Raw genomic sequence first — 16,487 nt, forward strand, 5'->3', positions numbered from 1 at the left:
CGACGCTATTTTCCGTTCTCTGCAAATAATTGATCTATATAAGTACGGTAATCCAACGCAGTAGCCGGTTCCATACCCATTTCTCTTAAGATAGCACTTACTTCCTGTACGGTTCTGCCACCTTCATCAACATCCATGCTGTTTTGTGCAACACCTGCCAATCCGGTGAGAGGCGGAATTATGGAAGTTACAACATTCGATCCGGAATCAATTCTACATTGCAATCCTTCAATTCCATCCACATCAAGAGAAGCTGGTATCAGCGCCTTTGGATGAACAAGACGAAGTAAAGCAATGATTTTCAATTCTAATTCTCTTCCCGGTGTATGAACTGACTCCATAGGACTTCCTTTTTGCGGAATAAAGCTCATCACACGAACCTGACTAGCTCCAATTTTTTTCATTTCTAAAATGGATTCTGCAATATCCTCATAATTTTCACCAATACCTGCCAATAAGCCTTCCTCTATTAATATTCCTTTTTCTTTCGCATAAAGCTTAGCATGCATTCTCTCATCATAATCCTGATTAATACGTAAATTTTTAAAGATCTCACGGTTGTGAGTTTCCTGATACAATGCAAACCATTCTACACCTAATTCTGCGAAGGAATCAATCAACTCATCGCTAATCACACCGGGTGAAAGCATAACTGGAAGCCCGGTTTCTTTTTTAATGTCTTCCGCTATCTTAAGCACTGATGCAAAATTCTCTTTATGATAAGTTGGATCTTCTCCCATCGTTAAATCCAAAAGATGCACACCGGATTCTGCCAAACGAACTGCTAATTCAACCACTTCTTTCGGATCCTTACGATACCGTTCAATGTTATTCGATTTTCTGTAATAACAGAAATTACAATTATTTCTACACCAAGTTGAGAAATAGACAAAGCCATACATAAAAATTTTCTTTCCAAAGGTTTTTTCCCTGACCTGTCTTGCAGCCGCGAAAAGCTCTTCCATCTCATTTTTATCAGTAATGGATAATAGTGTTACAATCTCCTCTTTGGTCAATACCTCTCCCCTAATTGCTTTCTCAATTTCTTTCATGGTAACCCTCATTTCTTTTTCTTATGCTTCTTGGATATAATTTATAAGCCCCTAAAATTAGGGGCTTACATTCTTGGCGAGGAGCCCGAGAGTCTCACTCGGCTACATAGATTTAGAGTCTATGTGATCCATACGATCCGCCCCCCATGTCCATATTTATTTACAAAGCTCACCCAACATTGCTAAAGTACCAATTTGCAGCCAATCATGTATGGTATGTGCCTTATATTTTAATTTCATCGTTTCATCCAAAGAAAGAGGAACTCCCGGTGTGGAAATCCATGCTTCTTCATGCAGCATTCCTTCATGAATCCACTCTCCTTCACAGGTAGCATCCAACACCAAAGGAAACTCCTTAATCTTACTGTAATCCGAGAGAAAATCGGCTCCCAGCTCAAACGAAACCTTTTGAAGCAATGATTCATTATAATCATAAAAAACAGGTCTTGCATCTTTTTGTTGTAAACATTTCCCGATTTCTGTGCCAACAACACCACAACCGAGAACTAAAACTTCTTTTCCGCTTAATGAGCCACAAGCTTGCTCTAAAGCCTTAACATAACCTCTCGCAGTACCAATATTATTATCACTCATTCGATTCTTATGTAAATGCATTCCAATATAACGTGTATCGTCTGCCATAAAAAGTATGCTGGCATTACGTAGATGCGCTTCATACATTCCATCTACATCACAAGCATTCGTAACGAACACAGTAAATCCTGCCTGACGAATGATTGCCGCCACAGACTCCGCAAAAGTACCAATGATACCCATCCCAGTAGTAATGGGAACCACTGCAACGGTTTCTTCCTTGGCAGTTTCTAAAACAACATCTTTTGAGATATCGTTAGCAGCAGCAGCCAAACCCGCAAAATCTAAGGCAATCTTTGCTTTCAATTCTTTTTCATAGGAAGCCATTGTCGCTTCCATGTCGCAAATCCATTCTTCTCTTAAACGCGTCATATTGCATCCCACCTTATTAATCATGTGTTACTCTATTATATCATCTTTCTTAAGCTCTTTTCCATAGTGTTGTGAAAAAAATGTTTTCGAATATTTATCTAATTTCCATTGTGGAACCTTACAATCTTTGCATGGTTCCACAGCCCACTTATTTCGAATCCAGCGCGCTGCTCTCGAAGTTTTTGAATTATATACTCGAAAGAATTTGCCGCAATGAGTTGTAATCTCAATGAAATCTCCTTTAAGCTCCACTTGTCTTACACCGTGCAATCTGCCGCTTCTGGAAGGCCAAAGCTTCATTTTATTGATTAGAGGATATAACTCTACATACTTCCGATAGTATCGTTTCTTTTCATTACTCATTTCTTTTTCAGCAGCTCCTTTGCTATTCTTACTGCTTCAATTGCATCTTCACTGTAAGCATCTGCACCGATTTTTTTTGCCCATCTTGCAGTACAAGGTGCTCCGCCAACCATTGTTTTATATTTTTGGCGAATCCCTAGATCCCGCAAAAGCATCTCCAACTTTTTCTGCTCCGAAAGTGTTGATGTAAGTAAGGCACTTGATCCAATAATATCTGCCCCGCAACGCTCCGCTGCCTCAACAATTGTTTGAACCGGTACTTCACGGCCAAGATCAATTACCTCAAAACCAGCTAATTTCAATGCCGATGCAACAATACCTTTTCCAATATCATGAACATCTCCCTCAACAGTTGCTATTAATATTTTACCGGTGGTCTCTACGGGAATTGAATCGACTCTTTTTATAATACGATCCATAACGTTTTTCATTACTTCACTACAATAAATCAATTCTGGAAGTGAAATGTTCCCTTTTTCAAAGGTCTCTCCTACCAGTCGATTACCGTCACTGAATCCCTCGCATAAAATCGTAATCCATTCTTTATCTTCTAATTTTAGGATTTGATCAATCAAGCCAAAAGCCTTTGCTTCATCTGCATCAATAATAGACTCAGCTGCGGTCTTCTTTACTTCTTCATGATTCAACAAAACCACCTTCCTCTATACTACACGTTCAATCTAGCTCCATCCAAGTATGCCAAGCCTCTTCCGACTCGCTTGATATTTTGATAATTCCCCATGAGCATGGCGATTCGTTCGATTCCAAATCCAATGCCAACCCAAGTATCAAAAATACCCCATTTGCTGTCTAAAAAGTGTGGTCCATATGCCCCAGAAGCGAGTTCAACATCTCCAACCATAATGTCTAATGTTTCGCCGTATACTTCCGATTTCTCGATTACTAACTCGTAATCCTCAATTCCCAATGTTTTCATTGCTCTAATTGCCAAATCTTTGAGACGATCCATTTGTTCGCCTTCTTTAACACCTGCAAGTTCTACAAAGTTCAACATAGTAAACTCATTTAAATGTTGTGCCCCTTGACTTTCTTTACGGAAGCAAGAGCCTACTTCAAAAATACGAACAGGCTCTTTTGCAACTTTTTGAATGTCACGCATCATCTCATAAAGATTTGGTGCCAACATAGGACGCAAACATCGTTTTTGATCCAACCAAAATACCTGATTTGTCAATGGATGCTCTTTCGTAATTGTCATCTTCGACAACATAGACTCTGTAATCATCAAAGGCGTTGCTACCTGAGTAAAGCCTTCCTCTTCACAAAGCCATTGTGCTAGTTTATTTTGTACTTCGATCAATAGTGGTTTGTGTTTCCTATGGATACAATCCAAGATTTTATCACGATTTATTTTTACGTAGAATTTTTCTTTTTCCTTATAAAATGCATCCCTTTGACCTGTATTTTCAAAAGTCATATCTAAATCTTCTTGGCTTGCATTTAACTCTGTCAAACGATGCTTTTGAGTTACGGTCAATGTTTCTGTCATTTTATTATACCTTTATACCTTTCATAATTTATTTCATAAAATACATTGCTTTTAAGAACTCTGTTTGAAAATCCGGATGTGAAGCTAACTCGATATGATCCGTTTCCTTTGCAAAACGGCCAGCAAGTTCTCTCTCTTTGTCTGAAAGCAGTGCCATGCAAGCTCCCGCACCAGCAGCATTTCCAATCGAAATTACATTTTCAAGTCCTACTTTAGGGAACAAACCAATTCTTAATGCACTTTCTTTTTTTATGTAATTACCAAAAGCACCTGCTAAAATTACCGTATCAAGTTCTTCCGGCTTAACACCTAATTCACACATCATAATTTTAATGCCTGCAAAAATAGCGCCTTTCGCTAATTGTACTTCACGAACATCCTTTTGTGTTAATACGATGTTTTCTCCTTCTTTTCTTCTATATAAAATAAAGCCGCCGCCTTCGTCATCACTGTATAATCGCTCAATAAGATTTTCGGACATACCAGCTTTTCTTGCTGCTTCTGCACTGACAACTCGTCCTTTTTTATCCAAAATTCCTGCATCTAACATTTGCGCTATGGCATCAATAAGTCCTGAACCGCAAATCCCTACAGGCTCCTCATGATCAATAACAGATAATTTCACTTCTCCGTCTTCAATGGTTACTCTTTCAATAGCTCCAGCTGCCGCACGCATTCCTTGATAAATCGCTGCCCCCTCAAAAGCAGGTCCTGCAGCAGTAGAACATGCAACAATTTTACCATCTCGAGCAAACAGAATCTCTCCATTTGTTCCAATATCAATTGCTAGATTACAGCCTTTTTTCTCTTTTAATCTTGATGCTAATAATACTGCCACAATATCAGATCCAACATGTCCAGCAATATTCGGTAAAAGATGTACGTTTGCTTTTGGATTTACATCAATGCCCAACTGCTCCGCAAAGGTATTCACAGATCTGCAAAATACAGGTGCAAAAGGTGCTCTTGCCAAAGATGCCGGATTAACTCCTAAAAACAAATGACTCATCGTAGTATTACCAACTACAGTTAATTCATAAATTTGGCTGCGTAAAACATTAACTCTCGCTTCAAATTCCGCAATGATATCTCTAAAGCAATTGCATACTTTTTTCTGCATTTCCTTAATATGATCTGAGGAAGCATTGCTATAATGTATACGTGAAATAACATCAGAACCGAAAACACTCTGTGGATTCGTTCGGGCAGCTACTTCTACAATCTCCCCTTTATTTAAATCCCAAAGCATCCCTACTACTGTTGTTGTCCCAATATCGAATGCAACTCCATAACAATGACTTTGCGTGTCTCCAGGCTCCACATCAAGCACCATCCCATCGCGAATGACTAAAGTAATGAGCCCATCTTGTTCCTCTAAAATATTTGAAACTTTCTGTAAGAGATCTTTATGAAATTCTAAGGAAACTCCTGCAAAATTCTCCTCTTTCTGTTGTAACGCTTCTAAAATACGGTCAACATCACTTTTTTGATATTCAAGCGATGCTTTTTTTATATGTAACGCTGTTTTTACAACGGTTTTTTCTACTTTAAAATCTTCCGGTAAATAGGTCATATCCTTTTTTCTAGTGGAGCCACCATGAATACTCGGAACAAAAACAACCAAATCAGAATTTGGCTTTGTACAACAAGCCAGTCGATATCCTTCTTCTTTTTCCCAGTCAGTCAGTGCAGCGACTTCTGCTTCCGTCAAAGCTCCGGTATCACCCTGCAAAATTTGCACCTTACATTTACCACAAGTGCCTTTTCCTGCACAGCTTCCATCAATTAATACACCTGCAAGCTCTGCAATTTTAAGTAAATTTAACGATTCATTTAATTCATATTCTACGCCTGATGGCTTAAAAGTAATTTTCATAGTTTCATCCCCTATTATAATGACTTAACTTTCAAAAGCTATAGTAAAATACTTCCTTTTATTGATCCACTGATTGCTTCTGTAATTAAACTCATCATTCGAATTCCTACTGAAGAAATAACTACAATTTCAAGTTCTGGTTTGAATGCATTGTTATCCCAAGGCATGATATAAATATGTTCTTTTACAGCACTTACTTCAACAATCCCAGCATCTGTCATTGCAAACCCTTTGATTCGATATGCAGACGGTGCAAGCTTCTCCAGTAATTCCTGCAATTGTGTTTTAGAAACAGGCTCCACCGACTTTAACACAAAGGATTTTGGTCGGTTTTCCCTCGTATTGGTGCTTTCTTTTGCTTCTTTCAATACTGGCTTTAAATCCTTAACCAAATCTTTTATATCTACCTTACAGAATGAGGTAACACATTGTTGAGCTTCTTCATTGACTTCAGAAATCTGATTGCTTACTTCTGCAATGCGATTTTCATCAACCAAATCTGCTTTATTGATAATCACAGTATTGCTGTATTCAATCTGATGATGCAAAGCCGGAAGTAAATCATAAAGATCTAAAAACGTTTCTGCATCAACTACACATATTGAGCCTAAATAATCATATGTTCTTTGTGTATCTGCATCAATTGTATTTAATATTTGCTGCATATTCGCAGGATCTGCTAAACCAGAAGCCTCTATGAATAAATAGGAAATGTCCTGCTTGGACATTTCCACCAAGCTATCTAAAAAATAATCTTTAATGCAGGCACAAAAAATCGAACCATTTGATAACTCTGCCATTTCAATTCCATCTTGTTTCATCAATACAGCATCAATATTCACTTCTCCGAATTCATTAACGATCACGCCAATCTTTTCTTCTTTGAAAGCTTTTAACAGTGATTTCATTAAAGTGGTTTTTCCCGTTCCCAAGAAACCGGTTAACAAAATTAATTTTATCATAGTTCTCCTTTTTTGATTCAAAAGTCTGCATATATATTAGTATAACGAATATTCGTTATACTGTCCAGTAAATCTACTGTATAATTATATTCGTCTTTCCAAAAATACATTTTATTTACATTCAATGCGAACATATTTTGAAGCAGTAAGATACATCATTGTTGCATAACGAACATCAAATTCTAAAAAATCTCCTACTTTTAATTCGCCTTGGTATTCTTCAATATCTACAATAAGGTGATCGCTGCTGCCTCCAAGAACTTCAATGCCTTTTTCTCTAGGAATCAACATATCGCTCATAGCAAAATCCAACTTGCCCAATCCTAAAAGTGCTCTTTTACGTATGCCGCGGTCAACATATTCTCCCTTGTTTCCAAAGCAATCAACGAAGATTTCTCCAACTGGATAACTTGGCTTATCTTTTACTTCAATAATTTCAGCCTTTGCTGTAAATACATCAGGATGCAGATAGCTCATATCTAAACCCCAAAGGTCCTGTAAATCTTTACCCAAAGAAATTCCTTCTCCTATACGCAGATGGTTAATTCTCTCAGGCATTGTTCCATCTAAAACTAACGGTAAAGAAGTCGTTCCTCCTCCGGAAATAATTGACAACGTTCTTCCGATTTCTTTTTCAATGGTTTCTGCAATGGCAATCAACTGATTCATATTTTCTATCGTTGGATTGATGGAACCATAACAGCCTAAATTTGTACCAACACCTGCAAGTGTTACATTTTCAAGATTTTTTTCAATATACACTGCAGTTTTAGCCATAGCTTCTTTATCCCAGAAGCCTTCCCTAAGGTCACCCAAATCTGCCATTAATATAACACTATGTTTTTTTCCTTGTCTAGCACATTCTGCATTGATTTCTTTGATCACTTCAATCTCGCTGTTAAGACTGATATCAGCAAATTTCACTAAATCAGGTACTTCACTGAGCATTGGAATTCGCACAACCATAAATGGGCCCTTCATTCCTGCATCTTTTGCTTCTTTTAAATGTTCTAATCTAGAACTTCCAATAAAACTACAGTTTGACTCTTCAAACTGTCGTGTCGCTTCTACAATTCCATTAAAACCTTTTACGACACCTGCAACCATGATTCCCTTTTCATTGCATCGACTTACCACTTCATCAATGTTTTGTCGCAATTTCTTTAAATTTACTTCAACCACAGGAAAATTCTTTTGTAACGTAGTCATCATAGCCTCCTATCGCCCCTGCTGTATTTTTTAGATGTGAAGAGCGAGAACTATGCTCTCGCTCTTTATAAAGTATTAAAAGTATTAAAAGTATCTTGCTGTTATTTTTTATAATTAAGCAGCTGCTAATGCTGCATCCAATTCTCTTTGCTTAAGAATTGCTTGATATTCTTCTTCCGTCATCTTTTCCATAGTAATTCCAGTGAAACCATAGAACAATGAAATAAACGGATTCATTAAGTTCAAGAAGCTATATGGTAAATAAGCCAGTGTAGCTACACCTAAAGTAGAAGACATATATGCTCCGCAAGTGGTCCATGGAACAAGTGCTGACGTAACAGTACCTGCATCTTCTAAGCAACGAGATAAATTTTTATGCTTTAATCTACGATCTTCAAATTCTTGTTTGAACATTCTTCCAGGAAGTACGATAGCAACATACTGATCCGCAGCAATAATATTGCAAGCAATACATGTTGATAAAACAATAAGTACTAAAGATCCTGTGCTCTTTGAGAAACGTAACAGTTTTTCACAGATAATTTTCAACATATCACTGGCATCCAGTACACCACCGATAACCATTGCACATAATACCAATACAGAAGAATAGAACATGGAAGAAAGTCCGCCTCTAGTAAGAAGGGCATCTAAGAATTCAATTCCTGTTTCGGATACATAGCCATCATACATCGTAATACCAATCAACTGTCCCAAATCTCCACCCTGGAATAGTACTGCAAATACAACTCCAAGCAACGCACCGGCAAAAAGACCCGGCATTGCAGGAATTTTAAATATAACCATTAAAATTACGAATAGTGGTGGGATTAGAAGAATTGGTGAAATATAAAAATTATCTTTTAGTCCGTTCATTAATAAGGTTACATCGCTCATGTCTACGTTAGCTGAACCACTGTGCCCCATACTTAAAATTCCATAAATAACTAGAGAGATACAAAGCGATGGAACCACTGAGTAAACCATGTGCTTTACGTGATCGAACAAATTAGCTCCTGCCATAGCTGCAGCTAGATTAGTAGAATCAGACAGTGGTGACATTTTATCTCCGAAGTACGCACCAGAAATGATTGCGCCTGCTGTCATCGGTAAAGAAATGTCGAGTGCTGTTCCAATTCCAATAAGCGCAATTCCTACTGTTCCAGCTGTAGTCCAAGCGCTTCCTGTCGATAATGATACTACGCAACAAATGAGTACTGTTGCAACCAAGAAAATGTTTGGATTTAATATCATTAATCCATAATAAATCATTGTTTGAATGATACCGCCTGCAATCCAAGTACCAATCAACATACCTACTGTGAGAAGTATCAATAGTGCTTGCATTGAGTTTGTGATGTTATTGATGATTCCTTTTTCTAGATATGACCATTTATATCCATTTGCAATGGCCACAATTGCCGCAAAAGCGCCGGAAATAATAAGCGCAATGTGTATGTAACCTTCTACAACTACAATTGTATACATTAACAAGGTTACCATAAATACCAATACCATTAAAATTTGCCATAAAGGAATTCTTTTACCCATATTTTCCTCCTATTCTTAAGTGCGATACACGTAAGTTATACAACCAAACCTCTGTTTGGAAATTTGAATTGGATTTTTGAAATAGGGCCTTATTCTCCAGTTTGTAATCTTCGTTTTTATTATTTTCTACTCGCATATTGAAAAAACAAAAGTTTACTGATAAGATTATAAGGCGGTTTATTTAACCGTTTCTTTTATGCAACCAAACAGCACCGATATAATAGAAGAATCGTGCTGCTTGGCTGTATTTTATCTTATTTCTTGTTGTGTTCTTGTTGTATTCTTAATATATTCCTATTTTGTCTTCAGACTCGTGGAACTTTAGATTCAAATAATCTTACTCCTTGCAAGATTATTTTAAACCAGCTCTTTCCTTGAATCTTTCAACTGAATTAATCTTAATTCCGAGAACTTCTGCAATTCTAACCTTTGCAGCCATTCCGTTATTTTCTTCAGCGCATGGCTCTACGTGTGTTAAACCAATACGTAAAGCTTCTCTCTTGTCTGTCATTGTAACAACGTCATGAAGTTCTTCAAGAGTTACGCCTAATTTTTCAGCCACATACGCTTTCGCTTCGTCGATTTTCATCTTTTCGGCAATCTGCATACGTAAAACTAGATCTCCAGCAGTACGTACACCGCCCATTCCAGCGGAAATGTTATGTGTAGCTTCAGCTCCTACAGGGTCACCTACGCCTACCTAGAAGCCGTCTACTTTACCGATTTCTACAAGAGCCTTATCCGCTCTGGAAATCATATCACTCGGCATCATTTCAACCATTGGAACTCCGCATACGCCCATTCCAACGTTTGCATGTACTGGAATTTCAGCAACATCTGTACAAGCTTTAATGAATGTACATACTCTTGCGATATTCCATGGGAATGTCATGTTACAGTTTGTATTAACTACTGCACCAAATATACTTGCACCAGCTTTTTCAACTAGCTTAACCTGCTTATGTGGATAAAGACCAGCCAAACGTGTGTCATCATACTTTAGCTTACCATGCATACCAAGTACGAATTCACCAGCCATACCAAGTTCAACACCCATTCCAGGGAATTTCTCAGAAATGACTTCGGTAGCTTTTAATGCTGCTAAGAAGTCAGCATCACCAGCCGCACCGGAAGTATCCAACTGGAATCCGTCAGCACCAGCTTCATACATTTGCTCTGCACAGTAAACGATGTCTCTTACTGCATGCTCTACTGCTTCCTCCTGTGCCACCAATGCTTCCTTAATCTTTCCTTCTGGCAACAATACTGCCCAGTTATCTACCGGACCATCAGGCTTCGTATAGAAACCTAAATTTGTCATTGCGCCATAGAATAAAGGCATTGTGCTCATGTTTAAAGCTTGTTTTAATGCACTTGCTTCACGTTTAGCAACACCCTTAACTGTCTTATAGTTGTAATCGGAGTTACCAACATCAACGGAATCGCATCCTAATACCCTTTCATAAATCAGAACTTCTGTTTCTTTAACAACCGGGATCTGACTCTTAATGTTGATTTTGTATGCACCGGAATCGTTTGTCATAACAATTTGCTTTCCAGGCTCAACACCAACTATACTTCCCGGCATGGTAACGATGGTATATAGATGTTCCTTTTCTTCTTCTGTCAAAGGATCAATTTTACCTCTAACAACAGCATCCTGTACACCGGCTTCGATGTCAGCACGAATTTCTTCTTCTGTCATATAAACAATGGATCCATCGCCCATACGACTCATGAATTTTTTCTGTTCGTCTTTCATGCCATCCTTCCTTTCTTCATTTATTTATGTTATAAATGCCGCCTGCAAGAAAGCAGACGGCTATAACAGTTTATTTTTGTTTTGCTTCAAACTCTGCTAGCTCTTTTACTTCTGCTTCTCCTTCTTCTACGATGTCGTGAATCTTTTTCTTAACATCATCTGGAAGTGGAGTTACTTTGTAATTTTCAAGAATATCAATTGCCTTTTCTCTTGCAACTGCTACCATATCTTTCGATCCGGCATTTTCCCAATTATCTCTCATCTTACGATTGATCAAATTGGTTGTAGACAATTCTTTTCTCATGTATTTCAGTGTATGTCTCTGAGATAAGTAATTTCCACAAGGTCCTACTGCTTTAATTACATCCAAAGCGATTGTTTCCTTATTAACAGGAATTCCTTGCAAAATTCTGCGAGTCATATGTACGATTTCCTGGTCAATAAGAAGTTGCTCGTAACTCATTGTCATACCCATTTCCAACATTCCCATGCCGTAAATAACATTGCTCCCTGTCAATGCTGGTAGCATGGAAGTCATGGTCTTTTCATGAGCCAACTGTTCGTCAAGACATTTGCTGTCGCCCTATGTTCCGCCTACATTTGTAGGAATTCCATAGTAGTGGCCAATCTGACCAACAGCTGCACCGCACATTGCATGTTCCGGTGCGCCTACAGGGGATGTTGCTGACTTCATATCCATGATTGTTGTGGAACTTCCATAAAGGATCGGATTTCCTTTGTTAATAATCTGGGAAAGGACGATTCCTCCAAGAATTTCTGCATTTGTTGTTACCAAGGTTCCAGCTAATGTAGCAGGAGTAGTTCCTCCGCAAAGACCCATGGATAAAATATCAATCGGCAATCCATGTCTTGCTGATAACATAATAATGTCAGTCTCGTTTTCATTGATTTCCAACGGGCTGTTTGGACAAGCTCCCATTGTTATGATTGGTCTTTCTCTTAACTTATCGTAACCTCCCATAATAATGGCTGCCATATCAATGAATCTTTGTGTATTCTTAATACCTTCTAAATCGTGAGCAAAGTTTTTTGTCAAATTATTGAATACGACTTCTGCTTCATGTAAGGTTGCCACTCTCTGATCTACATCTCCAGCTTTTACTGCGATTGAGAATACATCAGCAGCATCCATTGAATCTACAAATCTTGCTACATTTCCTAAATCTTCTTTCGTAGTCTCACGAATTTTGCCTGTATAAGGGTCTACAATAAAAACACCTGTTCCGAAATTCTTATAAGCTACGTTCTTGCCACCTACTAAGGTATCATTCTTTGGATCACGTCCACAAAGTTTAAACTCTGCTGGACACGATTCTATACTATCATTTACTAAATTTCTAGGGAACTTAACACGATCGTTTGCCATATCGACATCACAACCAGCAGCACTATATATCTCTAAAGCTTCTTTCCCATGAATCTGCAAGCCATAATCTTCCATAAGATCTAACGTTGCTTCATGGAGTGCATCTAAGTCCTCGTTACGGAGTATACAATACCCGTAAATATCGTCTTCATGAGTAAATTTACCCATCGTTCAGCCTCCCTTTATTGTTGAAACATTAGGAATAATAAATTACATCTGTTCAATCCAGTTCAAGATGAAGTTTACAGTATCAGATGCATCTTCACAGTAAGCATCTGCACCAATTTTTTCTGCCCAACGTTTCGTTACAGGAGCACCGCCAACCATTGTCTTTACTTTATCTCTTAAGCCTTCTTTTACAAGAAGTTCTTCAATTTTCTTTTGTTCTGTCATAGTTGTAGTAAGTAGAGCACTGCTTCCAACGAAATTTGCATTTACTTCTTTTACTTTTTCAATAAATACTTCAGCCGGAACTTCTCTTCCTAAGTCATGTACTTCAACACCATTTGTCTTTACAAGAGATGCTACAATACCTTTTCCGATATCATGTACGTCTCCAGCAACGGTACCAATTACCATAACACCCTTAGCCTGAGTATCTGCTACATCCATTTTAGATTCGATTTCTGCAGTTACTGTTTTCATTACTTCTGTTGCGAAAATCAATTCAGGTAAAAAGATTTCTCCTCTTCCAAACTGATCTCCTAATTCCTTCATACCAGCACTGTAACCATTGCTTAAAAGCTCAACTGCATCGATTTTTTCTGCTTCTGCATCTTTTAGTGCCTGCATCGCCAAATCTTCGTCCGCTTCCATGATGGACTGTTTTGCTGCTTCTAAAACTGCTTCTTTACTCATTATAAATTCCTCCTCAATCCTTTTCCTTTTCTGCCGGCTCACATGCCAGAACCGGCAGATTACTAATTTAATTTATATTTAATTAAAATAGGTAACTTAGTTTATTTTTTTGCATACTTTTTTACTTCTGCAATCAACTCTTCCTTACTTGGAATAATGGAAATATACTTTGGCTCTCCATTAATGCACATAGTTGGAAGATTAGTTAATCCCATCTTCATTGTTCTTGCAATGTCTTCTTTGATGCAATATTTATATACGACATAGTCAGCAATGTCTTTAATCTCATCATAGTTGTCTGCAACAATATTTACCATATAAGTACAAGCAGCACACTGCTCCGGATCTAAAGTAAATAACTCAATTAGTACTTTATCCAAATTAGCATAATCCGGAATTTCTATTTCTATGTCATCAAAGCCGCCGCCTTCGTAATTTGCAACCATCTCACGAACTGCATCCGGTGTCTTTACCGCCTGTGCAACTGCAATTGTATTTTCAATTGGTGTATCATACGGCATATCACAGCCTGGGCTGATGATTAAGTTATGATGATCCATGCTATCCATCAAATCAATTACACATTTCATGTTATCTTGCTGAGTTCCATAAAGCATTGTTGTGGTAAGTGGAATGTTACCACCAATTGCAATGTTGTATTGATCTGTAACCTTTTTCGCAGTTACCATATCTACATTTTCGTCAACGGAAACTCCATCCGGATTCATCTTGCACATAGCTTCAATCTGCTTTGTTGCATTTCCACATACAAAGAAGCTAGAATATGCACCCTTGCTACGAACGAAATCAAATACAGCTGTAAAGCTTGGTGTCAAAAGCTTTTCAATATGTTTTGGAGAAATCTGACTTACCAACGGGTCAACAACTGCAATTACATCCATTCCAGCATCGATATACATTTCCGACATTTTGCATGCTACTTCACCACAAAATTCAAGCAGTTCTGTAACATATGCCGGATCGGAAATCATATCCATAAAGATTTCGCTTCCTCTTAAATGAGAAGCTAAGGTAAATGGTCCACAAATCAATCCATAAAGTGCAACATCATCACCAATTTCCGCTTTCACTCGACGCATAACGTCTAGAATCATTGGGATTCTTCCGGATTCTTCATTAGGAATCTTGCATTTGCACGGAATTGCCTTTTCTCCGCTCAAAGGGTGTGATTTAACTGAAGGAGGATTGTTTTCTGCCCAAAGCAGATCGCAACCTAAAATTTCAGCCTCTACCTGAAGATCAAATAACGTTGTCATTCCATCTGGCACATAAAGTTTATATACTTCCATAAGTGCTTCAAATAACTTATCGCCATCTCTCAAAACTTCTTCTGCAGTATAGTTCTTCAATTTACCAGCGTGTACCCCAGCAAAAGGAACCCAAGGAACTGCATCCGTTTTTTCATGCCTTAGAGTTTTAAAAATTAATTCCTTACCCATACATAACCTCCTTAACCTTTCCATATTTAATTGATTCAAATGATTCAAAATTTTCATTTTGTATTCCCTTACAATTTAATTCTAGATTCTTTTATATAAAAGATATATTAGTTTTATAAGTAGTTTTGGTATTTTACTTTGATTTTGTCAATTTTTTATTGAAAACCATTTCCATTTCCCGTACAATAAACATAAGATTAGTTATAATTTTTAGTACAAATTATAGTTCGGAGGTGCCTTTTTTGAAACACTATGTTGCTCCATCCCTTACAAAACCAACGCTTCCCGATCTTTCTGACTATTTGAAAGATTCCATTACGTCTTTTTGCCAAATTTCAAGAATGCCGGTTACCTTTTATAATAATGAAGGTAACATTTTATGGGAATGCTGTCCGGAATGGAAACTTTGTAATTATTCCAATTTGTATTCTATGTCCGATACGATTTGTCGTAAAAACCTCATCTCATGCGCTAATTTTGCGGCAAAGCTAGGTGAGCCTTACATAAGCATATGTCGTATCGGTCTGATTCAAATTGCAGTATCACTAATAGTAGAAGGAAAACCCCTTGGCTGTTTTATCGCAGGTCCTATCATTATGGGAACCCTACGCGAAAGTACACTATCTACCTTACTTCAATTAAATGAGGTAGAAGAACAACAGGCATTAAAGCTCATGTTATTTTTAAAAGAAATGAAATCATACGCACCAAAGGAAATCAATCATCTTGCATTACTATTAAATAATTGTGTACTTGCTTCCATTGGTACGCATACTGACTATGCAAAAATGAATCAACAATATAAAGAGCAGCTTCGAATTGCGCAGGAATTACAAAATTATAAAAAACAAAACTCTCCAATGGAGTATCCGTTTGATATGGAAAACGAACTAATCCAAAAAACAAAAAACGGCGATGCTGAAGGTGCAATTGAAATTTTAAGCACTTTACTTGACCGTATTTCAATCTTAGAATCCGGTGATCTAAATGCCATTCGTACTAAATTTCTTGGAATTTATGCCGTACTTTCTCGTACCCTGTCGGAGCAGGATGCAAACTTCCATGAAACGGTTGAATTAGATTATGAGGATATGCACGAATTGAATCATGTAAACAATTTTAAGGAACTCGTTGAAGTTGCTGCCAGCTTTATTCGATTCTGCTGCAGAAAAGCTCAAAATTTTATTTACGATGGTAACTCAGCATTAATTTTAAAATCGCTGCAATATGTAAACCAGAACTTTACAAAAAAAATTGCTCTTCAGAACATTGCTGAAGAGCTTCATGTAAATCCATCCTATCTGTCTATGTTATTTAAACAAGAACTGCATATGACCTTTTCGGAATATTTGAGTAAAATACGGGTAAACAAAGCAAAGCATCTTTTATTAAAAACAAATCTTAGTATGGTTGATGTTTCCTTGCAATCCGGCTTTGAAGATCAAAGTTATTTTACAAAAGTGTTCCGAAAATTTGAAAACTGTACACCAAAAGATTACAGAAAGTTACATCAAAAATAATAAATCCAATA

Annotated in this window: 12 protein-coding genes and 2 pseudogenes; 1 reads left to right on the top strand and 13 read right to left on the bottom strand. The window is 37.5% G+C overall.

Features of this window, described 5'->3' with window-relative positions; all coding sequences use genetic code 11:
* Positions 1–5: 5 nt before the first annotated feature.
* From pylB to I2490_RS15975, 13 genes and pseudogenes are all read right to left on the bottom strand, one after another.
* Positions 6–1,052, bottom strand: coding sequence for a methylornithine synthase PylB (gene pylB / locus I2490_RS15905; protein WP_245157232.1), 1,047 nt, complete (start codon positions 1,050–1,052; stop codon positions 6–8).
* 156 nt (positions 1,053–1,208) lie between these two features.
* Entirely contained in the window at positions 1,209–2,018 is an 810-nt protein-coding gene (gene pylD, locus I2490_RS15910) for a 3-methylornithyl-N6-L-lysine dehydrogenase PylD (protein WP_206460738.1), read from the bottom strand.
* 27 nt (positions 2,019–2,045) lie between these two features.
* A complete protein-coding gene (pylSn, locus tag I2490_RS15915) occupies positions 2,046–2,381 on the bottom strand; it encodes a pyrrolysine--tRNA(Pyl) ligase small subunit (protein ID WP_206460739.1) in 336 nt (111 codons plus the stop codon).
* Complete coding sequence (locus I2490_RS15920; RefSeq protein WP_206460740.1) at positions 2,378–3,028, bottom strand: cobalamin-dependent protein; 651 nt, start codon at positions 3,026–3,028, stop codon at positions 2,378–2,380. Before I2490_RS15920 ends, pylSn begins: the two co-directional genes overlap by 4 nt.
* Before the next feature lie 20 nt (positions 3,029–3,048).
* Entirely contained in the window at positions 3,049–3,891 is an 843-nt protein-coding gene (gene pylSc / locus I2490_RS15925; RefSeq protein ID WP_206460741.1) for a pyrrolysine--tRNA(Pyl) ligase large subunit, read from the bottom strand.
* A gap of 28 nt (positions 3,892–3,919) precedes the next feature.
* Positions 3,920–5,767 carry an ASKHA domain-containing protein gene (locus I2490_RS15930; RefSeq protein WP_206460742.1) on the bottom strand — a complete coding sequence of 616 codons (1,848 nt, stop codon included), beginning with the start codon at positions 5,765–5,767 and terminating at the stop codon, positions 3,920–3,922.
* A gap of 38 nt (positions 5,768–5,805) precedes the next feature.
* Positions 5,806–6,729 (bottom strand): CobW family GTP-binding protein, encoded by a 924-nt coding sequence (locus I2490_RS15935; protein ID WP_206460743.1) that lies wholly within the window; start codon positions 6,727–6,729, stop codon positions 5,806–5,808.
* Positions 6,730–6,840: 111 nt separating this feature from the next.
* Positions 6,841–7,938 carry an alanine racemase gene (locus tag I2490_RS15940; protein WP_206460744.1) on the bottom strand — a complete coding sequence of 366 codons (1,098 nt, stop codon included), beginning with the start codon at positions 7,936–7,938 and terminating at the stop codon, positions 6,841–6,843.
* A gap of 114 nt (positions 7,939–8,052) precedes the next feature.
* The gene (gene nhaC / locus I2490_RS15945) at positions 8,053–9,489 is read right to left on the bottom strand and encodes a Na+/H+ antiporter NhaC (protein WP_206460745.1); all 1,437 of its coding nucleotides are present in this window, start codon (positions 9,487–9,489) and stop codon (positions 8,053–8,055) included.
* A 352-nt stretch (positions 9,490–9,841) separates the two neighbouring features.
* Positions 9,842–11,251 (bottom strand): annotated as a pseudogene (gene mtbB / locus I2490_RS15955) ([dimethylamine--corrinoid protein] Co-methyltransferase).
* 70 nt (positions 11,252–11,321) lie between these two features.
* Positions 11,322–12,806, bottom strand: a pseudogene (mttB, locus tag I2490_RS16765) ([trimethylamine--corrinoid protein] Co-methyltransferase).
* Between the two features lie 42 nt (positions 12,807–12,848).
* On the bottom strand, positions 12,849–13,496 hold the full coding sequence (locus I2490_RS15970; protein WP_206460749.1) for a cobalamin B12-binding domain-containing protein: 648 nt from the start codon (positions 13,494–13,496) through the stop codon (positions 12,849–12,851).
* 101 nt (positions 13,497–13,597) lie between these two features.
* Positions 13,598–14,956, bottom strand: coding sequence for a uroporphyrinogen decarboxylase family protein (locus I2490_RS15975; protein ID WP_206460750.1), 1,359 nt, complete (start codon positions 14,954–14,956; stop codon positions 13,598–13,600).
* Between the two features lie 242 nt (positions 14,957–15,198).
* Between I2490_RS15975 and I2490_RS15980 the strand changes: the two genes are divergently transcribed.
* Positions 15,199–16,476: a helix-turn-helix domain-containing protein gene (locus tag I2490_RS15980; protein WP_206460751.1), complete on the top strand. Its 1,278-nt coding sequence runs from the start codon at positions 15,199–15,201 to the stop codon at positions 16,474–16,476.
* The last annotated feature ends 11 nt before the right edge of the window (positions 16,477–16,487 follow it).

This window comes from Anaerovorax sp. IOR16 (assembly GCF_017168145.1).
Taxonomy (GTDB): Bacteria; Bacillota; Clostridia; order Peptostreptococcales; family Anaerovoracaceae; genus IOR16.

Coding starts and splice junctions, on each gene's coding strand:
- I2490_RS15975 (WP_206460750.1), bottom strand. CDS start 14,956: ATGGGTAAGGAATTAATTTTTAAAACTCTAAGGCATGAAAAAACGGAT.
- I2490_RS15940 (WP_206460744.1), bottom strand. CDS start 7,938: ATGACTACGTTACAAAAGAATTTTCCTGTGGTTGAAGTAAATTTAAAG.
- I2490_RS15935 (WP_206460743.1), bottom strand. CDS start 6,729: ATGATAAAATTAATTTTGTTAACCGGTTTCTTGGGAACGGGAAAAACC.
- I2490_RS15970 (WP_206460749.1), bottom strand. CDS start 13,496: ATGAGTAAAGAAGCAGTTTTAGAAGCAGCAAAACAGTCCATCATGGAA.
- pylD (WP_206460738.1), bottom strand. CDS start 2,018: ATGACGCGTTTAAGAGAAGAATGGATTTGCGACATGGAAGCGACAATG.
- pylSc (WP_206460741.1), bottom strand. CDS start 3,891: ATGACAGAAACATTGACCGTAACTCAAAAGCATCGTTTGACAGAGTTA.
- nhaC (WP_206460745.1), bottom strand. CDS start 9,489: ATGGGTAAAAGAATTCCTTTATGGCAAATTTTAATGGTATTGGTATTT.
- pylB (WP_245157232.1), bottom strand. CDS start 1,052: ATGAAAGAAATTGAGAAAGCAATTAGGGGAGAGGTATTGACCAAAGAG.
- I2490_RS15930 (WP_206460742.1), bottom strand. CDS start 5,767: ATGAAAATTACTTTTAAGCCATCAGGCGTAGAATATGAATTAAATGAA.
- pylSn (WP_206460739.1), bottom strand. CDS start 2,381: ATGAGTAATGAAAAGAAACGATACTATCGGAAGTATGTAGAGTTATAT.